This is a genomic window from Mycobacterium paraffinicum (assembly GCF_001907675.1).
In the GTDB taxonomy this organism is placed as follows: Bacteria; Actinomycetota; Actinomycetes; order Mycobacteriales; family Mycobacteriaceae; genus Mycobacterium; species Mycobacterium paraffinicum_A.
This window is the reverse complement of sequence record NZ_MPNT01000001.1, coordinates 172,187-193,328: the sequence shown is the minus strand read 5'-3', so window position 1 is coordinate 193,328 and position 21,142 is coordinate 172,187. Positions and strand designations below refer to the sequence as shown.

Sequence of the window (21,142 nt, the reverse complement as noted above, 5' to 3'; positions counted from 1 at the left end):
GACACGTGCGAGGACTGACTAGCGGGTTTCCGCTGAGTGACGCCCAGCGCGCGATGCTCGACGAGCTCAAGGCCTACCTGGACGAGAACTTCCCCGACGACCGCGCGGTAGCAGCCGACCTGACGGCGGAGTGGGCCAGCGACGAGGAATACGAATGGCTGCATCAGTTCAATCGCCGGCTCGCCAAAGATGGCTGGCTGATCCCGCACTGGCCGACCGAATGGGGTGGCCGCGGGCTGACCGACGTCGACCAAATGCTGATCCGCGAAGAGCTGGCCTATCGGCGCATTCCGCTGGTGAACGTCAACGGTCTGGACATGTTGGCGCCGATCTTGCTGCGCTTTGGTACCGAGGAGCAAAAGCAACGCCACCTTCCCGGCATCGCCTCGGTGGATACGATGTGGTGCCAGGGCTTTTCGGAGCCGGAGGCGGGCTCCGACCTGACCTCACTGCGCACGACGGCGGTCCGCAATGGCGATCACTACGTCGTCAACGGCAGCAAGGTCTGGACGGGCCACGCGATGCGGTCGACGTGGATGATCCTGCTGTGCCGCACAGGTGAAGGCTCCACCGGCAGCCGCGGTCTGAGTCTGCTGTTGGTCGACATGGCCAACACGCCCGGCGTCGAGATGACGCCGACGGTCGCGATGACCGGCGCAGTGACGTTTTGCCAAGAGTTCTTCGTCGACGCAAAGGTGCCCGTCGAGAACATCGTCGGCGCCGAGAACGAGGGCTGGGCGGCGTCGCGAGCGCTGCTGGAGCACGAGCGTGGGGGACCGGGCGTCGCCGCCAAGCTGCGGCGAATGCTCGACGATTTACTCGACCTTGTCGGCGAGGCGCCGAACGGCGTGTCGGACGCCGATGTGGTCCGGCTCGGCGGCCTTATCGAAAAGGTCGAGGGTGCACGGGCGATGGCCTACGAGATGGCCGAAGCCAGGAGCCACGCTGAGATGTCGCCACACATGCCCTCGGTATTCAAGCTTTTCAGCTCCGCGCTCGGCGTCGAGCTATCCGAGATAGGTGTCGATCTGCTCGGCCTGGATGCGCCGGCGCATCGCCCCGACGTCGGCTCCTGGACACACTGGGAGGACTACCTGTACTCGTTCCTCATGCCGATTGCGGGCGGCAGCAACGAGATCCAGCACGAGATCATCGCGTCGAGCTTCCTCGGGGTCGGTCGCAAATGACGTCCCGCGTCGATTACCTCGCCGGCTTCCACAGTGTGGTGCTCGGTGACGGCGCGGTCGCCCTGACCGCGCACGACACGCTCGCCAGTCTGGGCGCCGACGTTGCCACCGCCACCTCGGTGGCCGGCGACGCGGACATCGTCATCTGCGACCGCGTCGCCGAGGTGACCGATGACTCCTACCTGTCGCAGGTTGCCCGGTGGGTTGAGAACCGCCCCGGCCGCCCCGGAACGTGGGTCACCGTGTCGGCCTTCGGGCTTGACGGCCCGGCCGGCGGCCGGCCGGGCTCCGACCTGGTGTGCGCGGCGGCCGGCGGCATGCTGGCGGCGCTGACCGACGGCGACGGCCGGTTCCATCAGATGCCCGGCGAGCAGGCGTTGCAGGCGACCGGGCTGCTAGCGGTTCTCGCTGCACTGCACGGGATTTCGCTGAGCCGCAGCGACGGGATCGCCGTGCACCTGGACCTGTCCGCGCAGGAGGCGACCGCGTTCTCTTCCGTGCAGCAGGAGCTCGCTCACATCTTGTACCGGTGCGGGGGTGCCGGCGGCGCGGCCCGCTACTCGGCGCCCGCAGGCGTGTTCGAATGCGCGGACGGGTTGATCAACATCATCGTCATCGACGACCACCAGTTCGCCCGTGTCGCCGAGGTGGTCGGCCGGCCGGAGTGGATATCGCTGTACCCGACGCTTCCCGACCGAGTCGCCAACGGGGAGACCATCAACGCGGCCGTGGCGCAGTGGCTCGCGGCTCGGCCCAAGGTCGAGTGTGAACGACTGATGCAGGGCAACGGGGTTCCGGCGACCGCCGTGCGCACCGTCGCCGAGGTCAACACTTCCGACCAGTTCCAGGAGCGGGATTGGCAGGCCAGGTGTGTCGGATTCGATCCCGCCGTCCCTCCGCTACCTGCCGTGGTCACCCGGCACGCCGCAGCCTCGTCGCCCAACCCCGAAGCGGCAGGCGAGCGCAGCCTCGATGACCTGCGGGTGGTGGAGGTTACCAACGTGCTCGCCGGCCCGCTCAGCGGCGCGATCTTGGGGGCCATGGGCGCGAAGGTGGTGCGGCTGGAGGATCAAGGCCGACTCGACGTCTACCGACGCAATGGCCCGTTCGCCGACGGTCAAGCCGGCATCGAGCGCGCGGCTTATTTCATGTGTGCGAACTATTGCAAACAGAGCGTGACAGAGGGCGTCGGTGAGGATCCGGAGATTGCGCGCCTGGCGCTTTCCTGGGCGAACGTGTTGATCGAGAACGTCGGCTCGAGCCGACTGGCGCGCCTCGGGACGGGTTCGGTAATGGTGGGCAGCGGAGCCGGGGGGATGGTGGCGTCGATCTCCGGCTACGGCCGCAGCGGACCGCACGCGGACTTCCGGGGCTATGCACCCAACGTGCACGCGTACGCCGGCCTCACCGAAGCGATCCACGAGGCCGTTGGATCCAGGGTCTACTTGATCGGCGCGCTGGCCGATTACGCCGCAGCGATCTGGGTGGCCACGCTGGCCGCAGCCTGGTACCTCGGCGGTGCGAACGACGAAGAGCGCGTTGACCTTTCGATGGCCGAGGCGGTAGCCGTCAAACTGCGCCATCTGCACGGCGAGGTCGGCAGGGCCACGCGGGATCTGCTGGTGGACACCGCGGACGGGCGTACCGTCGCGATCTCGTTTTCCGAGGGCGACGCCGAGCGCGTTGCGCGCGCCCTGGGGCGGCAGGATTCCGGTGCCGACATCGAGTCGGTCGTGTCCCGAGCTGTCACCGAGGATCCCGATGCCGTGATGTCGTCACTCCAGGCGGCGGGGATCGCCGCGTATTTCGTCAGGTTGACCGCGGACGTGGTCACTGATCCGCAGCTGCGTGCACGCCAATTCTTCCTGCCCGTCGAGCATCCGGTGGTCGTCCCAGCGGAGATCATCACCCTGCCGTGGAAAGTGGCGGGCTCGGCGCGTTCCGGCTATCGCCCAGCTCCACTGCTGGGCGCGGACGACGCCGGGGCGCGCGCGACGTTTGCCGCCGACGACGCAGCCAGTTCTCGACAAGGGGCGACGAGGTGACGAAGAACATCGCTCATGGTTATCGCGAGAGTGACGAGCGGCGACAGTTCCGCGCCTCAATTAGCGGGATGCTGTCCCGGGTATGGCGAAACGACGTACTACGCGACTTTCCCGATACCGCGGAAAGCAAACTGGCCGAGCTCAACTCGGATATCCACCGCAACCTGGGCCTGGGTGGAATTCTCGTCGCCGAAGAGCACGGCGGCCTCGGTGCAACACGCGAATTTGCGACGGTCGCCGCCGAGGAACTGGGCGCTGGGCTGGCCCCTTACGATCTGATCGGCACGTGCATGACCACCCAGGTTCTCGCGGCCGCGCAAGGGACGGACCGCGACGCCTGGTTGCGGCGGATCGCCGGCGAGCCGCGTCCGTTCGTGTTCGCGTGGCCGGGAGCGAACGCGTCATGGAGCGTCCGTCATGTGAGCCCGGCATCGGTCACGGACGGCACGGTCTCGGGTCGCGTCGACTATGTGCCGGGCCTGCTGGCCGACGCGCTGCTGGCCGTTCCGGCCAGTCGGGGTGGCGCGCTTGGCGTCGCATTGCTCGAAGGTGCGGCAGCGGCCGACGGGGTCTCGCTGACCGAGGTTCCCCGAGCCGACACACTGCGCGCGATCAGCCATTTGTCGATCGAGGGCGCCGAGTGCACGTTCTTGCCCGTTCCCGAACGCGCTTTCACTGAGGCGCTTACGGTCGGGGCGATCTTGCTCTCGGCGGAGATGGTCGGCGCCGCGCGCTCCTGCATCGAGCGCATGGTCGAATACGGGTTGTTGCGGCGCCAGTTCGGTCAGCCGATCGTCACTTTCCAGGCCCTCAAGCACGACGTCGTCGATGCCGCCGTTGACTTCGAGCGCGCGAGAGCGAGCGTCTACCGTGCCGCTCGACGAGCCGACGCGACGGCCGCCAACGGTTCCGATGGTGACCTGGCGGAGGCCGTTATGTCGGCCAGGATCGCCAAGGCGTCGGCCGGCGCGGCGCTGCGGTCGGCGGCCAAGCAATCGATTCAGCTTCATGGCGGGACGGGCTTTACCTGGGAGAACCTGTCACACCGATATTTGAAGAAATGGGTCACGGGCAACGAGCTTTTCGGCTCCGCGGACGCACAGCGCCGTTTGATCTATGCCCAGGCGCAGTCCGATGTCCGCCAGTAGCGCGTAGCGCAGCTGCATTAGCGCGCATTCACGTTCCCAATCCCGTGTCGGCGTAAGCGTTTACGCCCGAATCGTCCGTCTCGTTGGTCGCTACGGCGCTGATTATCATCGCGTCGCACTGACCGGACGCGTGGGTCGGACACGGTCTTGGTATTGGACTGCGCCGCCCTACCAACATCAGGTACTCGGAATTCCTTGACAAGGATTATCTACGGTGATAAAAATCATAATCTACGGTGTTTAAATTACTCTGGCGAGTGGAGTAATGGCAGGACAGTGGCGAATGCGCGGGCGCAGCCGGGGAGCTCGTAGATGTCGCTTTCAACCGGTTATTAGTGGAGGAGACGTTCGATGCTTCGGGTAGTGCAGTGGGCGACGGGATTCGTTGGAAAGTTCTCCCTGACCGCGATGATCGAGGATCCGGATCTCGAGGTGGTCGGGGTGCGCGTGTACAGCGACGACAAGCACGGCAAGGACGCCGGTGCGATCTGTGGCCTGGATCCGATCGGCGTCACGGCGACCAAGGACCGCGACGAGATCCTGGCCCTCGACGCCGACTGCGTCGTCTACATGGCCGATGCCGAGACCAATCCCATGGCGGGCCTCGACGACATCTGCGACATCCTGGCGTCGGGCAAGAACGTGGTGTCCACGGCGGTCTCCCCCCTGATCTATCCGGCCGTCATGGGACCGGAGGCCGTGGCGCGCATGGAGAAGGCGTGCGCCGAGGGTAATTCGAGCTTTCACGGCACCGGATTCAACCCCGGCTGGGCGTCGGGGGTGCTGCCGCTGTCCATGTTGTCCTGCATCTATCGCCTGGACTCCATCCGGTACCAGGAGATCCTCAACTATGCCCACTGGGACAACGCCGAAATGCTCTTCAACAACATGGGTTTCGGGCAAGGGCCCGATTACGAGGCCCTGTGGACCAGGCCCGAGGTCATGGGGGCGTTCTTCCATGCGCCGCTCTCGCTCATCGCCGCCGGCATCGACGCCACCATCGACAAATTCGTGTACGACCGGCAGACATGGCTGGCCAAGGAGGACTTCGACATCGCGGCGGGAACGATCAAGGCGGGAACCGTAGCCGCGATGAAGTTCTCGGCGACGGCCGTCGTCAACGGCAAACCGATGATTACCGGAGAGCACGTCACACGGCTACGGCCGGACGCCGCTCCCGAGTGGCCAGACGGGCGGGGGTTCAAGTTGATGGTCGAGGGCTCCCCGTCATTGATGGTGGAGGCCAAGATCGACATTCACGGCGACGACGAAGCCAATCAGGCCTGCCTGGCAACGGCCATGCACGCAGTGCATTCGATCGCGCCGGTGTGCGCTGCCGAGCCGGGAATAAGGACCATCCTCGACTTCCCGATGGTCGTCGGCCGTCACGTGGCGGACGCGCCGAACCGCCCGCTGGCCCGGCGGGATTAGCCCGCAACTACCGAACGTCTTGAAACCCTGAAGGAGCAAAGGTGCTGAAAGGCAAGAAGATTCTGGTCACCGGCGGAACCGGGCAGATCGCAGGCCCCATCGTCGAGGACTTCGCCCGGGACAACGAGGTGTGGTGCGCCGCACGCTTCAGCGACCCGGCGCGCAAGGCCGAGCTCGAGAGTATGGGCGTCCACACGTGCACGTGGGACATGAGCGACGGTGACATGTCGGCGTTGCCGGATGACTTCACCCACGTCGTTCACTCGGCCATTTATCCGGCCGTCGAACACGAAGACTCCATCCACCGCAACGCCGAGTCGTCCGGCCTGCTGATGAAGCATTGCGAAAACGCAGAAGCATTCCTGTTCGTCTCAAGTTTCTGCATGTACCTCGAGCACGAGGATCATCCCAACCATGCGTACTCCGAGACTGACAAACTCGGCGGATCCGCCAGTTACAACGATTCCTATGCGGTCGGCAAGCTGGCGGCCGAAGGCGCGGTCCGGTCGGCATGCCGAATCCTCAATCTGCCGACGACGATCGCGAGAATGAACGTCGGATACAGCTGGACCGGGCATGGTGGGCTGCCGGTGGCGTACTACTACCTCATGTCCCAGGGCCAACCGGTGCCGGTTCCCGTGGGTTCGTCGAACATGAGCTCGCCGATCGCCGGTGAGGACATCGCCCGCCAGGCTCACCTATTGCTCGAAGCGGCGACCGTTCCGGCGACGATCGTGAATTGGGCTGGGGATGAGGCCGTTTCGGATCGCGAGATCTGCGACTACGTGGCCGAGCTGACGGGCGTGACCGCGACCTACGTCGAGAGCCCGATCAGCTTCGACAGCTTCATTTCGGACAACACCCGTCGTGAGAAGCTCATCGGCAAATGCGAGGTCCACTGGCGCGACGGCATTCGCAACACGTTCAAGCGGCGGGGCATCCTGACCTAGCGAGAAGCCGCTGTTTCAACGACAGAATTTCGGATGGATGACATCGAGGCGATCAAACGCCTGAAGGCTCGGTACTGCCGCCTGATGGACACCAAGGAGTGGAACGCCTACCGCGAACTCTTCACCGACGACGTCACGGTCAACCTCGAATCCGCAGGGGAAGCCGTACCTGGTCAAGATCAGGAGTCGACGGAATCGGCGGGGGCCGTGATCGTCGGGGCCGATGCATTTCTCGCCATGCTGGTGCCCACGCTTGGCGAGGTAGTCACTGTCCACCAGTGCCACACCCCTGAGATCGATCTGCTGTCGCCGTCAACGGCGAAGGGCATCTGGGCGATGGAGGACTTACTCCGCTTCCCGGATGGCACAGAATTGCACGGTTTCGGGCATTACCACGAGACGTATGAAAAGCAAGGCGACGACTGGCTGATCAAGTCGACCAGGCTCACCCGCCTGCGCACGGACGTGGTCCCTGGTTCATGAGCGGCGGCGCCGGTCAACGTCAGGAGTCAAGTTGGCACGGTCAGATCGCGGAGTAGCCGCCGTCGACGACGAGTGACTGTCCGGTGACGTAGCTGGATCCGGGGCCCGCCAGGAACAGCAGAGCGCTGTCGAGCTCGTCGTCTCGACCCGCGCGCCGCATCGGCACGGTGCGGTCGATGAAGGCAAGACTTTTCTCGTCAGCCATCATCGCCGCGGTCATCTCGGTCGGAAACCAGCCCGGCGCAAGGCAATTGACCCTGATGCCGGTGCGGGCCCATTGGGCGGCCAATTCCCGGGTGAGGTTGGCGACGCCGCCCTTCGATGCGCAGTAGGACGCCTGGGGGATGCGGCCGATGCCGATTTGTCCGAGCATCGACGAGACGTTCACGATGCTGCCGCCGCCGTTGTCGCGCATCGGCCCGTACGCCTCCCGGCAGCAGGTGAACACCGCGACCAGGTTCGTGGTGATCACCTGCAGGAAGTGGGCGGTCGACTCTTCCTCCGCCCGCACCATCGATCCGGTTCCGGCGTTGTTGACCAAGACGTCCAGCCGGCCGAACCGGTCGACCGTCGCCTTGACGAGCTGAGCCGGGAACGCCTCGTCGCTGATATCGCCGCCCACGACGTGGACTCGGTCGCGGCCCAACTCGGTCCGCAGTTCCTCGAGACGGTCCGCGCGCCGTGCGGTGATCGACACCAGCGCTCCGGCTTCGACGAGTACCTTCGCGAAGCGCCTGCCGAGGCCGGAGGACGCGCCGGTGACGATCGCGACCCGACCCTCGATGCCGGTGTCGGCGGACGGCGACGCGTTGCGGTTGGTGTCAGGGACGTGGTCGACGGGTTCGGCAGCCATGCGTCAACGATAGGCGACCGTCCGGACGGTCGAAGAGCGTGTTGGTGAGCGGCGGCGAACGGACTGGGCACTAGCCCGTGAACACGGGCATCTTCGACCATCCCCGCACGCTGGTCGTGTGTGCCCTGGTGGCGTTGGCGTAGTCGATCTCCCAGTCCGGCCAGCGCTTGATCACCTCCTCCAACACCACCCTGGCCTGCATGCGCGCCAACGCCGAACCCAAGCAGAAGTGCAATCCGTGACCGAAACTGAGATGCGCGGCGCCGCGCTGGATGTCGAACGTGTCCGCGTCGGGATACTTCCGTTCGTCGCGATTGGCTGACCCGTTGAGCAGCAACATCACCGAGCCCTCGGGCACCAGGGTGCCGTGGCATTCGACATCACGGGCGACATAGCGCGCCTGCACCGGCGATGGCGCCTCGTAGCGCAGAACCTCCTCGATGGCCCCGGGGATCAGCGACGGGTCGGCCACGATCTCACGGCGCTGGTCCGGGTGCTCGGCGAGCAGCTGACCCATGAATCCGATCAGGCGTGTGGTCGTCTCGTTGGCGGCGCCGGCGATGCCGGCGGCATAGCACAGCACCTCGTCGCGAGTGAGTGCGCGCTTCCCCTGGTCGTCCTCGAGTTCGGAGTTCAGCAGTTGCGTCATCAGATCGTCGGAAGGATGCTCTATCCGCCAGTCGATGTAGTCGGCGAACAACGCATAGCTGTGCGTCATGAAGTCGTCGGCGACCTGCCTGAATGTGCCCTCGTCGAGGCTCAGCCGCCGCCCGCCGCGGTCACGGATCTCCGCCTGGTTTTCTTCTGGAATGCCCAGCAGGTAACCGATGGTACGCATCGGGACAGTCGCGCCGATGTCGTCGACGAAGTCGAACCGCCCGGTGCCCACCAGCGGATCCAGCGCACGCACGCAAAAGTCGCGGGTGAGGGGTTCAATCGCCTCCATCCGGCGAGGCGTGAAGACCCGTGAGACGACGCGACGATGGTAATCGTGGCTCGGCGGGTCCTCGAAAAGGATGCTGCCAGGGGGGAACTCCATGTTGCTCATGATGATGTCCAAGGTGGTTCCGCGGCCCGATCGGAAAGCCTCCCAGTTGGTCAGTTGGGGAGCAACATCGTCATAGCGGCTCAGCGCATAGAAGTTGTATTTGTCGTTGCGATATAGCGGGGCCTCGTCACGCATCCTCTTCCAGATCGGGTGAGGATCGTCGTCGATGTCGAAATCAAAAGGGTCGTAATATATTTCGGTCTGGCTCATGCCCAACTCCTGATCTCCCATCGCACTTCCTTCGAAGGAGTGCGCATCTGCCGAACAAACCGGCGCGCTGTGAGTGTTTCGGCCGCCTCGCATGGTGTGGTGGGCTCGTTGTCCTCGCCCATGGGTACACGTTCCGCCCGTCGGCGCCCCCAAGCCGGGTGGCGATGGAGCCCCGCCGGGGGGAGCGCATCTCAGCCACGCTGCCCTCCGATCTTTAGCGCTGAGCGGCCCAATTGCTGGGATGCGGGTGACGATCTCGGCGACCTGTCGGTCTGCCCAATATGGTAATGTCCAACCGACTGGTCGGATGGGAATTGGCCAATTATCAGCAGGTTTGGAGCGCCACAAATGTCTGCCGTACGAACACGGATGTCCGAAGGGGTTCGTGACCTGGTCGCAGGACCTGCCGGCTACGTCAACGGTCGCTGGCTCACCGGCGGCGACAGCCAGATTGACGCCATCGACCCGACGACCGAGCAAGTTCTGGCGAAGGTGCCGGTGACCTCTGTCGGACAGGTACACGAGGCGGTCACGGCAGCACGCAAGGCCTTCGACGAAGGGCCGTGGCCGCGGATGCGTCCACGCGATCGCGCTGCGGCGATCAACCGACTGATCGATCGGTTGCGTGCCCACCGCGATGACCTGGTCGAGCTCGGCATGCTCGAGGTCGGCTCGCCGAGAATGCTCAGCGAGGCGATGCACGCCGACCTCCCAATCAACTTCTGGGAATGGTTCGCCGATGCCGCGATCCGCGGCCCGCGCGGTGGCTGGGAGAACGGGATCGGCCTGCACTCGTCCCCGGTCCTGTCGACGAGCATCCTGTTCCACGATCCGATTGGGGTCGTTGCCGCGATCACGGCGTACAACACCCCACAGCTGATCACCGCCTTCAAGGTTGGCGGCGCACTGGCCGCCGGCTGCACGAGTGTGCTGATGCCGTCGCCGCGAACGCCGCTCGCAGCGGTCGCGTTCGCCCGCATCGTCGAAGAGGCGGACCTACCTGCCGGCGTCGTCAACGTCGTCATCGGCGAAGCCGAGGTCGGGCGCGCGCTGACCGAGCATCCCGCCGTCGACCTCGTCACCTTCACCGGGTCGGTCGCCGTCGGCCGACAGGTCATGCGCCAGGCCGCCGACGGACTCAAGAAGGTCGTGCTCGAACTCGGCGGCAAGTCACCGAACATCTTGTTGCCCGGCGCCGACGTGGAGGCGGCGGCGGCACCGTCGATCCTGCGCTTCACCCGCAATAGCGGACAAGCCTGCGGGGCGACGACCCGCACGCTCGTGCCGCGCGCCGACTACGAGCGCTTCGTGGCCGCGGCCGCCGCATTCATGGACACGGTCGTGGTTGGCGATCCTTTCGAGCCGTCGACGGTGCTGGGGCCGCTGATCCGCCGCTCCCAGGTGGACAGCGTCCGAGGTTACGTCGATCGCGCCTTGGATCGGGGCGCGAAGATCGTGGCGGGGGGCAAGCCCGTCGACGCAGAGCGCGGGTTTTTCATGGCTCCGGCGCTGATCGGCAACGTCGGCAACGCCGACGAGATCTGCCAGGAGGAACTCTTCGGGCCCGTCGGTGCGGTGATGCCGTACGACACCGTCGACGAGGCGGTGGCGATGGCCAACGGCACCCGCTACGGGCTGAACGCGAACATCTGGGGACCGGCGGACGAAGCGATGCGGATCGCGCGCCGTCTGCGTACCGGAACCGCCACCATCAACGGCGGTGGCGGCGACCGGCCCGACGCGCCTTGGGGAGGTGTCGGCGAAAGCGGCGTCGGGTTCGACAGGGGCGAGGCCGGATTCGCGGAGTTCTTCACCGTCCAGCATGTGCAATGGCCACTGGCCGGAGTGGGTCGAGCCAGTGGCCTTCCGCCGGGCCGCGGACTGGAAAAGTAGGGCCGCGTGGACGCCGTACAGACCGCGGCCAGCGGCTTGACCCTGCGCCTTCGACGTGATGAAATGCCGAATATGTCGACAGACCGGTCGGTCGAAAACATTCGTCCCAATACATCGTTCGGCGGCGCGATTAGCCAGGGTGGTGCGACATGCTGACCCTCGAAGCGGCGGTCGAGAAAGCTCGTCAGTACGTCGGTCTCGTCGGGCCCGCGGTCTCCATGAAGGTCGAGCGCACCACGATCCGGCGGTTTGCCGAATCGATCGGTGATGCCAACCCGCTGTACTACGACGAGGAGTTCGCCCGGGCGACCCGATGGGGTGGCATCATCGCTCCTCCCACCTTCCTCTGCCTACTCCTGCCGCCGCTGCCCGCACCCGACATCGACTTCGGGACCGTCAAGCTCAACGGCGGCAGCGTCTTCGAGTCGTTTCGCCCGGTTCGGCCCGGCGACGTCATCATCGGGCAGGCCGAATACGCCGAGGTCCAGGCCAAGCAAGGAAAGGGTGGCAGCATGCTGATCTTCCAGGGCCGGACGCGATACACCGACGGCGACGGCCATCTTGTCGCGATCGGCACCGGCACCGGAATTCAGAGATGAGCACCGAGCAGGGCGTAAATGGGCGGCCCGAAGCGATTGTGCCGCCACGCACGCTGGACCCAACAACCCTGGCTGTCGGCGATCGGCTTCCGACCGTCACCAAGCTGCCGACGACGCGCCAACTCGTCATGTTCGCGGGGGCTTCCGGCGACTTCTATGAGATCCATTACGACAACGCGGTCGCCGTCGAATCGGGTCTGCCGGGTGTCATCGTCCATGGCTACTTGAAAATGGCGTGGCTCGGCGAGCTCGTGTCGACGTGGGCCGGTCCCGACGCGTTCGTACAGCGCGTCGACGTGTCCTATCGAGGTACCGACGTCCCGGGCGACGAATACCGGCTCGAGGGTCAGGTGACTGCGATCGCTCCCGGCGACGGCGTGACCACGGTCGAACTCGAAATCTGGGGCGAGGGCCCTGCAGGTGCAAAGACGACAATCGGCACTGCCGCCGTGCAGCTGCCCGCGGCCGGCGGTAGGTGAGACGATGTCCATTCGGGGGAAAGCCTGTATAGCAGGGGTTTTCGAGCATCCAATGCGCAAAATTCCTCATCGCACGACCGCGCAGATCCACGCCGAGGTCGCCGTGGGCGCGCTCGCGGACGCCGGCCTCACGCTGGCGGACGTCGATGGCTACTTCTGCGACTCGACCGCAGGCTTCGGCCCGATCTCGATGACCGAGTACCTGGGGCTCAAACCCCGCTTCGTCGACTCGACAGAGACCGGTGGATCGTCGTACATCGTCCATGTCGGCCACGCCGCCGCGGCGATCGCGGCCGGTAAGTGCCGAATCGCCCTGATAACGATGGCGGGCCGGCCGCGCAGCGCCCCTCAGGGCATGCCCGCTCCGGCCGAGCCGTCCCCCGAGACGACGTTCGAGGAATCATGGGGGATGTTCGGGATCGCCCCGGCGTATGCCCTTGCCGCTCAACGGCACATGTACGAATACGGGACAACCTCGGCTCAACTCGCCGAGGTCAAAGTGGCCGCGGCGCACCACGCGCAGCACAACCCGAACGCCATGCTGCGCGATCCGGTCACCGTCGAGCAGGTCCTGGAGTCGCCGATGGTCAGTGATCCGCTGCACCGGCTGGACTGCTGTGTGGTGAGCGACGGCGGCGGGGCAATCGTCGTGGTAGACCCTTCTGTCGCAAAGGATCTCGGGGATCGCTGCGTTAGTGTCCTAGGCCAGGGCGAGGCGGTCAAGCACACCGACAACGGCAACGTCGACCTCACCTACACTGCGGCGGTGGAGTCTGGTCCAAGGGCATTCGCCGAAGCCGGCGTCACCCCCGACGACATCGATTACGTGTCGATCTACGACTCGTTCACGATCACGGCCCTGGTTGCGATCGAGGATCTGGGTTTCTGCCCCAAGGGCAAGGGCGGTGTATTCGTGCAGAATGGCGCGCTGCAGGCGCCGCATGGGGTGCTGCCCTTCAACACCGACGGCGGCGGCTTGTGCAACAACCATCCCAGCAACCGCGGCGGTGTCACCAAGGTCATCGAGGCCGTCCGGCAGCTGCGCGGCGAGGCGCACCCGGAAGTCCAGGTACCCGACTGTGAACTCGCACTGGCCCACGGCACCGGCGGTTCGATCGGCACCCGGATGGGCAGCGCCACACTGATCATGGGGAGGTCCTCGTGACCGCGGCAGGCCTGCCGGTTCCGGCACCATCGGTGACCGAAGAGACTCGCGAATTCTGGGAAGGGCTGACGAAATCCCGCTTCCTGCTGCCACGCTGCAGCGGCTGCGCCTCCTGGATCTGGTACCCCCGAGGGTTCTGCCCCGGGTGCGGGAGCCTGGACACGGCGTGGCAGGAGGCCAGTGGCCGCGGACGCATCTACAGCTACACGGTGGTGCGCAAGAGCGGCCTTCCCGGCTGGAGCGAGGCGGTGCCCTACGTGATCGCCTACGTCGAGCTCGACGAGGGGCCGCGGGTGATGAGCAACATCATCGGCTGCGATCCCGACGCGGTGACGATCGGAAGCCCAGTTCGCGTGGTGATGCCGGCCGACGACAACGGTCATGCGCTGTTTCGTTTTCAACCCGATGGTGATCCGCCGGCGCGATGACCTACCAGACGATACGCACCGAGGAACACGGCCGAGTCGCGACCGTGCTGCTCAACCGCCCCGACCGGATGAACGCCTGGACGCGGCGGATGGAAGCCGAATTAGCCCATGCGATAGCGGGTTTCGAGGTTCGCGACGACATCGGCGCGATCATCGTCACGGGTGCAGGTCGAGCGTTTTGCGCCGGGGCCGATCTCGACGAGGACCAAACCAGTGACGCCACGCTTCGGGAGCTCTTTCGGCCCGCGACGGACCGGCCCTATTGGGAGATGCGGACGCCGACGATCGCCGCGATCAACGGCGCGGCCGTCGGAGTCGGCATGACCTTGCCGATGAAGCTCGACATCCGAATCGCCGCCGAGGACGCGAAGCTCGGATTCGTCTTCACCAGGCGCGGGTTGACCCCCGAATTCGGTGCCAGCTGGATCCTGCCTCGGTTGGTAGGTGCCGCCAACGCGATGGAACTGCTGCTGACCGGCCGCATCTTCGACGGCCGCGATGCGGTCAGACTGGGCTTGGCCAATGAGGCGCACCCTGCCGATCGCGTATTGGACCGCGCGCGGGAGATCGCCGACGACATCGTGCGCAACGTCTCGCCGGTGGCCGCGGCGGTCACCAAGAGCCTGGTGTATCGCGGGCTCGAATCGGACGATCTGTCCGCGCACGCACGGCTGGAGCAGAAGCTGTATGACTGGGCACTCGGCGGCGCCGACTTTCCAGAGGGGATGGCGTCATTCGTCGAGAAGCGGGCGCCCGAGTGGCGTCTGAGGAAGAACACCTCGTTTCCCGCGGAGTTGTTTCCGGGACGGTACGGCGGCGGCGAGCGCGAGTGACGTCGGGAAGGCAATTATGAGCATTGCACAGCAAGCGCAGTCCGAGCTCCTCGAGACGACCGACGAACAACTCGAGGACATCGTCCAATTCGCCGATCCACTTGTCTTGCGCGGCGTGCTGTATCAGCTCACTGGCGACGAGGAACTCAGGACCAAGGTGCAGACGCTGCGCGCACAGGTCATGTTCGCCGAAGCGGCAATTCCGGCCTCCGAGGATGACATCGCGCTGATCCAACGCAAAGCCGTGGCGTTCCTGAAGTCCTACCGTGACTCCGGCGGCGGCCATCTCGATATCGGCCCGCTCGACCGCCTCGAAGAGTCGATCCGGCTGGCGACCGGCAGCGAACCGGGACCGGACCAGATGGCCATGCTGATCGAGGATTTGGGGCTCGACCCCTGGGCGCGCGCCCACAAGTGGTCGCAGACACCAGATCCCGCCAAACTCGCGGACTTCTCGGTGACGGTCATCGGCGCGGGCTACGGCGGCCTCAACGCGGCGGTGATGCTCAAGCGGGCAGGCATTCCGTACACGCACCTCGAGAAGGACGGCGGCGTCGGCGGCACGTGGTATCGAAATCGCTATCCGGGGGCCCGCGTCGATTCGCCAAGCCGCGCGTACACGCATGTCTTCGGCACGAACGTCGATCTCGAGTACGCGTTCTGCCCCCGCGCCCACAACCAGGCCTACTTCGATTGGGTCGCCGACGAGCACGATATTCGCGACCACATCGAATTCGATACGGAAGTGCGCGCGCTCACCTGGGATGACGATCGAGCCAAGTGGAAGATCGACGTCCGCGGTCCCAATGGTGACCGCACCATCGAGTCCAACGCTGTCATCACCGCGGTCGGCTTCCTGTGCCAGCCGAACATGCCGAACATCCCGGGAATGGACGCCTTCAAGGGCCAATCGTGGCACTCGTCGCGCTGGCCCGAGGAAGTGAAGCCGGACGGCAAACGCATCGCCGTGATCGGGACCGGGTCCACCGGCTACCAGATGGTCCCCGAGTTGGCGCTGACCGCCGAACATGTCGTCGTCTTCCAGAAGGAAGCGTCGTGGGTGTTCGGAATTCCCGGTTACCGTGCGCCTTATCCTTGGCAGGTGAAGTGGCTGGAGCGCAACCTTCCGTTCCACAAGAACTTCATGCGCCTGCGCGGTGTGGATGTGACAAGCGGTTGGGACATCACCACCGACCGCGATCCCAATTACAGCGGGGATCCCCAGGCGATCAGTGAATTCAACAAGCAGATGCGCGACAACGCGATCGAGTTCCTGGCGGAGAAGCTTCCCGACAGCGAGCTGAGGGCCAAGATGACGCCGGACTACCCGGTGTGGTCACACCGGCCCGTTCTCGTCGACACCGATTACAACGTGTTGGACGCCCTGAACCGCGACAACGTGACGCTGGTGACCGATGCCATCGCCGAGGTCAACGAGACCGGCATCCGGACCGTCGACGGCCAGCAACACGACGTCGACATCATCGTCTACGCGACCGGCTTCCGCGCAAACGACTACCTCTTTCCGATGCGCGTCACCGGCCGGAAGGCGACGCTGGAGCAGACCTGGGCGGAAACCGGCACGTGTGCGTACCGGTTCTGCATGGTGCACGGCTTCCCAAATCTGTGGATGCTGCACGGCCCCAACACGATTGGCGGCGTCACGCCCGGTCCGTGGGTGGAGCTTGTCACCCAGTTCGCGCTGAAGTGCATCGACCGTCTCATCAACAATGACGAAAAGTCAATCGACGTCAGCGAACAGGCATACCGCAAGTACATGGCCGAAGTGTTCGAGCGGCAGAAGACCAAGGCGTGGAGCGATCCGCGCGCCAACAGCTATTACCAGGGACAGGGCGGCGCTCCGTCGGCGGTCATGTCTCCGTACCCGCCGGGGATCATTTTCCGGCTCCTGCGGTATCCGGATTTCGGTGACATGGAGATCCGATGACCACAATCGGCGCGAGCGCCGAAGACGTCGTCTGGGACGGTCTGATCCACAGCTACCGGCCGGCCGACGACTGGCAGACCCGGGTGTCGCCGAAGCTGAAGCTCGCGACCCAAGCCGCGGACGACATTGACCCGGTGACCTTCGAGGTGCTGCGGAATCGGTTGTGGACCATCAACATCGCGCACGGCGACACCCTGACGCGAATGTCGGGCTCCCCGGTGTTCCAGGGCCTGGACTTCAACATGTCGATCCTCACCGAGGACGGTGAGGCCGTCATGAGCGCGCCGTTCGTCCAATACCTCAACTCCGGGGCGCCGCTCGTCGTCCGATACCTGATGGAACACTTCAGCGACGCGCCGGGCATCGAGGAGGGGGACGTCTACCTCGCCAGCGATCCGTGGATCGGTGCCGCTCACCAGATGGACGTCTGCGTGGCCGCACCGCTGTTCATCGACGGCGAGTTGTTCGCCTGGGTGTCCAACGCCGCTCACCAGTACGACCTCGGCGGCATCGTCCCGGGCGGTTGGCCGCAGAACGCGCCCGACGTGTACAGCGATCCGGTCATGTTCAGGCCGTTCAAGCTCATCGAACGCGGCATCCTGCGTGACGACCTCGAGCAGATGTACCGGCGTCAGTCGCGTATGCCCGATATGGTGGCGCTCGACATGCGGGCACAACTGGCCGGCTGTCAGTTCGCCATCCGCCGCCTGCGTGAAACGTGCGACGAGTTCGGTGCCGGGGTTGTCAAGGCGGCGATGCGGCGGATTCTCGACAACGCGCAATTGGCATTCGCGCGCAAACTCGAGCGCATCCCCGATTGCACCGTCAGCGATGTGTTCTACTTCGACGAAGAGATGCCAGGTGACCGTAAAACCCATCGGGTGCAGTTCAACCTGACCAAACGCGGCGACCGGCTCATCGTCGACAACGCAGGCACGGACGCCCAGGGGATAGGCCCCAACGGTTTCACCTTCGTCAACTTCATGGGGATCGTGCTGGGCCTGTCGGCGCTGACGCTGTTACACGAACACACCTTCTCGGTCGGCGGCGCCTACCGTCAGATCGACTTTCATCCCACGCCGGGAACGCTGACCTGTTGTGACTATCCCGCCGCGGTGAGCGGTGGCGTGATGAACATCATCGACTCCTTCGTCCGGGTGCAGAATTCTTTCGCTCGGCTGATGGCCTGCGATCCCGAGTTGAAGCGGGACCTCGTCGTGTGCGGTGCGGATCACCCGCTGCTGGTTCTCGCGGGCACGGACGATCGCGGCAGCTTCTTCGGAACGGCGGTGTTGGAAGCAGTTGGCGCAGGCGGAGGTTCGCGCGCGCACGCCGACGGTGTCGACACCACGGGTCTCGTCATTGCGCCGATGACCAAGATGCCGAACGTCGAAGACACCGAGCAGTACTACCCAGTCCTGATGATGTACCGAACCGAGGCCACCGACACGGGCGGCCCGGGTCGCTACCGCGGTGGGGTGGGCATCGAAGTAGCCTTCACCCCTTACCGTTCCGCGCAGATGGAAGCTATCACCAATGCCGGCGGCCAAGGCGTGTCGACGAACCAGGCGATGGGCTTGTTCGGCGGCTTACCGTCCCCGACGGCGGAGTACCAGGTGTTCGGCGGCACGGACGTGGCGCAGCATTGGAAGGCGGGGCACATGCCCCGATCGGTCGCGGAACTGACCTACGGCGAGCATCACCGACTGCGGACCAAGTCGAACGGCACACCACTGGAAGACGGTGATGTGATGAAGATGGTCTGTTGCGGTGGCGGTGGCTACGGGGATCCCCTCGAGCGTGAGCCCCACAGGGTCGCCGACGACGTTGCCGGAGGCTACGTTTCGGCCGCGGCCGGTTCCGACCTGTACGGCGTCGTTGTAGGGGACGACGGTCGTGTCGACGACGAGGCGACCCGCGCGCGACGCGAAGAAATCCGCTCCGAGCGCCGCACCTGGACACCGGTCGCCGAACGATTCGGCCGTATCGGTGACGAAAATGTCAGCGCCGCAACGGGTGAGCCACCGCGGTCGGTGCACGAGTACGTCGTCGCCCGTGACGACGGCGATCGCAGGGTGCTGGCCTGCGCGCGCTGCGACGCGGTGCTGTCCGACTACCGCGCCAGCTACAAACGCGGCCTGGCGGTCAGCGAGACCGGGGTGGAAATCCTGCCCCGCGTCGAGAATCCCAACTTTTTCCTCGATGAGGACATGGTGCTGCGTCGGTACTGCTGCCCCAGCTGTCAGGTCCTGATGACCGTCGAAATCGCGCGGCGCAGCGAGCCGGCCCTGAACGAAATCCTGTTTCTATGAGCGGCTATACGGTAGGCATCGACATCGGTGGCACGTTCACCGATTGCGTGGCCGTGGACGCGGACGGCAACGTCGCTATCGGCAAGGTGTCGTCGACCCCGCCGGCGTTCCAGCAAGGGTTCATCGGATCGATCGGCGAAGTCGCGAACCGGATTGGGCTCACGCAGGCCGACCTGCTCGCCCGGACCGACGCGATTCTGCACGGGTGCACGGTCGGCACGAACGCGCTCGTGGAGAAGCGGACCGCGAAGGTGGCGCTGCTGGTCACCGCCGGGCATCGGGACACCATCTACATGATGCGCGCCGGGGAACGGCTCGTCGGGTCGCATGCCCAAGAAATCGCCCATTTAGCAGGGCATTACAAGCCCGAGCCGCTGGTGCCCAAGTCCCTTGTGGTGGAGATCGACGAGCGGGTCGCGGCCGACGGACAGATCATCATGGCGCTTGACGAGGGTCGCGCGCGTGAGACGATCCGCTCGTTGGTCGCCGACGGGGTCGAGGCGTTCGCGATCGCGCTGCTGTGGTCGACCGCCACCGATGTGCATGAGCGGGCACTCGCCCGCATCGTCGCCGAAGAGGCGCCCAGCGCATTCGTTTCGGTCAGCTCGGAGGTCGTGCCCCGGGTCGGTGAATACCAGCGCACCGTCGCGACGTTGATCAACGCGATGATCGGGCCGGTCACCAGTGACTACCTCGCGCGTCTCGAGGACGAATTGGCCGCGCTGGACTATCCGGGGTCGCTGTCGATCATGACGTGCGCCGGCGGCTTGATCGATATCGCGCATGCCCGCCGGATGCCCCTGCTCACCATCGGCTCCGGCCCGGTGGCGGGGTTGATCGGTGCGGGCCGGCTCGCGCGTGTCGCCGCCGTCGGCGCCCCTACTGACATCAACGTGCTGACCGGGGACGTCGGCGGCACAACGTTCGACGTCGGGGTGATCCGTCGCGGCGAACCGGTGACGCGAACGACGACGCGCTATGACCAGTACGAGTACTTCGTGCCGACACTCGACGTGCGCTCGATCGGCTCCGGCGGCGGTTCGATCGTCGCCTTCGACGAGGACACCCGCAGCCTGCGCGTCGGACCGCGCAGCGCCGCCGCCGTGCCCGGGCCCGCGGCTTACGGGCGCGGCGGCGAGCAGGCGACGGTGACCGACGCCGCCGTGGTGCTGGGCTACCTCAATCCCAAGCACTTTCTCGGCGGTGCGCTCTCCTTGGATACCGACGCGGCGGCGGCCGCCCTCGAACGCGCAGGAGCGCCACTGGGTTTCACGGCAGTCGAGACGGCCGCAGCCGCCATGCGGATCGTCGACGACCAGATGGCGGACGCGATCCTGCTGTCTAGCACCCAACAAGGCTACGACCCTCGCGCCTGCGTCATGTACGCGTTCGGCGGTGGGGGTGGGACGCACTGCCCGATGGTCGCGCAGAAGCTCGGCATCTCGACCACGGTCATTCCGCTCGGAGACCTGGCTGCCGGCTGGTCGGCGTTCGGGGTGGCAGCAGCCGACGCGGTGATTGTCCAAGACATGGCGCTGCTCACGCCGTCGCCGTTCGATCCCGAGCAACTCAACAAGGCATGGGCGGAGTTGGAGGGCAAGGTCCGAGCTGCGTTGCCGGTCTCGCTCGCCGACGCCGACGTGCGGCTCGATCGCTTCGTCGAGATGCGCTATCGCCAACAGGTCAACGAGCTGAGAATCCCCGCCCCGCCCGGCGTTTACCGGCAGACCGAGCTCGACCAGTTGATCGTCGCCTTCGAGCGGGAGTACGAGCTCTTGTTCGGTCCCGGAAGTGGCTACCCGGCAGCGGGTTTCATGATCACGTCGCTGCGGGTGACGGCTCGTGCCAGCGTCACCGAGCACGAGTTCGTCGCCGCCGACGCGGGCACGGCAGTCGACGTCGAGCCCAGTGGCTGGCGGGAAGTGGTCTGGTACGAACTGGGCTCCATGCCGAGCCGAACGCCGGTTTACGAGGGTGGCCGGTTGAAGCCGGGTGACCGGGTAACCGGCCAGGCCATCATCGAGTTCATCGACACGACCGTCGTCCTTCGTCAGGGCCAGCGGGCCACCGTCGACGCCCGAAGCAGCATCGTCATCGAGCCGATCGACGTCAACGAATAAGGGGAGACAG

Annotated in this window: 17 protein-coding genes; 15 read left to right on the top strand and 2 right to left on the bottom strand. The window is 65.5% G+C overall.

Annotated elements, in window-relative coordinates; translation table 11 throughout:
- Positions 1 to 5 precede the first annotated feature (5 nt).
- From BRW65_RS00905 to BRW65_RS00880, 6 genes are all read left to right on the top strand, one after another.
- Positions 6 to 1,187 carry an acyl-CoA dehydrogenase family protein gene (locus tag BRW65_RS00905; protein WP_139272801.1) on the top strand — a complete coding sequence of 394 codons (1,182 nt, stop codon included), beginning with the start codon at positions 6 to 8 and terminating at the stop codon, positions 1,185 to 1,187.
- Positions 1,184 to 3,232, top strand: a complete 2,049-nt coding sequence (locus BRW65_RS00900) for a CoA transferase (protein WP_073870148.1) — start codon at positions 1,184 to 1,186, stop codon at positions 3,230 to 3,232. Before BRW65_RS00905 ends, BRW65_RS00900 begins: the two co-directional genes overlap by 4 nt.
- Complete coding sequence (locus tag BRW65_RS00895; RefSeq protein ID WP_073870146.1) at positions 3,229 to 4,380, top strand: acyl-CoA dehydrogenase family protein; 1,152 nt, start codon at positions 3,229 to 3,231, stop codon at positions 4,378 to 4,380. Before BRW65_RS00900 ends, BRW65_RS00895 begins: the two co-directional genes overlap by 4 nt.
- A 351-nt stretch (positions 4,381 to 4,731) precedes the next feature.
- The gene (locus BRW65_RS00890) at positions 4,732 to 5,811 is read left to right on the top strand and encodes an NAD(P)H-dependent amine dehydrogenase family protein (protein WP_073870144.1); all 1,080 of its coding nucleotides are present in this window, start codon (positions 4,732 to 4,734) and stop codon (positions 5,809 to 5,811) included.
- A 41-nt stretch (positions 5,812 to 5,852) separates the two neighbouring features.
- On the top strand, positions 5,853 to 6,761 hold the full coding sequence (locus BRW65_RS00885) for an NAD-dependent epimerase/dehydratase family protein (RefSeq protein ID WP_084187627.1): 909 nt from the start codon (positions 5,853 to 5,855) through the stop codon (positions 6,759 to 6,761).
- A gap of 33 nt (positions 6,762 to 6,794) precedes the next feature.
- On the top strand, positions 6,795 to 7,244 hold the full coding sequence (locus BRW65_RS00880; RefSeq protein ID WP_073870142.1) for a nuclear transport factor 2 family protein: 450 nt from the start codon (positions 6,795 to 6,797) through the stop codon (positions 7,242 to 7,244).
- A 40-nt stretch (positions 7,245 to 7,284) separates the two neighbouring features.
- Here the strand turns inward: BRW65_RS00880 and BRW65_RS00875 are convergent, their stop codons facing one another.
- Both BRW65_RS00875 and BRW65_RS00870 read right to left on the bottom strand, forming a co-directional pair.
- Positions 7,285 to 8,097: an SDR family NAD(P)-dependent oxidoreductase gene (locus tag BRW65_RS00875; protein ID WP_073870140.1), complete on the bottom strand. Its 813-nt coding sequence runs from the start codon at positions 8,095 to 8,097 to the stop codon at positions 7,285 to 7,287.
- Between the two features lie 70 nt (positions 8,098 to 8,167).
- Positions 8,168 to 9,355 carry a cytochrome P450 gene (locus tag BRW65_RS00870; protein WP_073870905.1) on the bottom strand — a complete coding sequence of 396 codons (1,188 nt, stop codon included), beginning with the start codon at positions 9,353 to 9,355 and terminating at the stop codon, positions 8,168 to 8,170.
- Positions 9,356 to 9,724: 369 nt separating this feature from the next.
- On the opposite strand from BRW65_RS00870, the gene BRW65_RS00865 reads away from it, so the two are divergent.
- The 9 genes from BRW65_RS00865 (at position 9,725) to BRW65_RS00825 (ending at position 21,132) form a co-directional block, all read left to right on the top strand.
- A complete protein-coding gene (locus BRW65_RS00865) occupies positions 9,725 to 11,248 on the top strand; it encodes an aldehyde dehydrogenase family protein (RefSeq protein WP_073870138.1) in 1,524 nt (507 codons plus the stop codon).
- Positions 11,249 to 11,397: 149 nt separating this feature from the next.
- Positions 11,398 to 11,847: an FAS1-like dehydratase domain-containing protein gene (locus tag BRW65_RS00860; protein ID WP_073870136.1), complete on the top strand. Its 450-nt coding sequence runs from the start codon at positions 11,398 to 11,400 to the stop codon at positions 11,845 to 11,847.
- Positions 11,844 to 12,326, top strand: a complete 483-nt coding sequence (locus tag BRW65_RS00855) for a MaoC/PaaZ C-terminal domain-containing protein (RefSeq protein ID WP_084187626.1) — start codon at positions 11,844 to 11,846, stop codon at positions 12,324 to 12,326. The genes BRW65_RS00860 and BRW65_RS00855 overlap by 4 nt, the downstream gene beginning before the upstream one ends.
- A 52-nt stretch (positions 12,327 to 12,378) precedes the next feature.
- Positions 12,379 to 13,491, top strand: coding sequence for a thiolase domain-containing protein (locus tag BRW65_RS00850; protein ID WP_244167942.1), 1,113 nt, complete (start codon positions 12,379 to 12,381; stop codon positions 13,489 to 13,491).
- Positions 13,488 to 13,919 carry a Zn-ribbon domain-containing OB-fold protein gene (locus tag BRW65_RS00845; protein ID WP_073870132.1) on the top strand — a complete coding sequence of 144 codons (432 nt, stop codon included), beginning with the start codon at positions 13,488 to 13,490 and terminating at the stop codon, positions 13,917 to 13,919. Before BRW65_RS00850 ends, BRW65_RS00845 begins: the two co-directional genes overlap by 4 nt.
- Complete coding sequence (locus BRW65_RS00840) at positions 13,916 to 14,752, top strand: enoyl-CoA hydratase-related protein (protein WP_073870130.1); 837 nt, start codon at positions 13,916 to 13,918, stop codon at positions 14,750 to 14,752. The genes BRW65_RS00845 and BRW65_RS00840 overlap by 4 nt, the downstream gene beginning before the upstream one ends.
- A 16-nt stretch (positions 14,753 to 14,768) precedes the next feature.
- Positions 14,769 to 16,700: a flavin-containing monooxygenase gene (locus tag BRW65_RS00835; protein WP_073870128.1), complete on the top strand. Its 1,932-nt coding sequence runs from the start codon at positions 14,769 to 14,771 to the stop codon at positions 16,698 to 16,700.
- Positions 16,697 to 19,012 carry a hydantoinase B/oxoprolinase family protein gene (locus BRW65_RS00830; RefSeq protein WP_073870126.1) on the top strand — a complete coding sequence of 772 codons (2,316 nt, stop codon included), beginning with the start codon at positions 16,697 to 16,699 and terminating at the stop codon, positions 19,010 to 19,012. The genes BRW65_RS00835 and BRW65_RS00830 overlap by 4 nt, the downstream gene beginning before the upstream one ends.
- Complete coding sequence (locus tag BRW65_RS00825) at positions 19,009 to 21,132, top strand: hydantoinase/oxoprolinase family protein (protein ID WP_073870124.1); 2,124 nt, start codon at positions 19,009 to 19,011, stop codon at positions 21,130 to 21,132. Before BRW65_RS00830 ends, BRW65_RS00825 begins: the two co-directional genes overlap by 4 nt.
- The last annotated feature ends 10 nt before the right edge of the window (positions 21,133 to 21,142 follow it).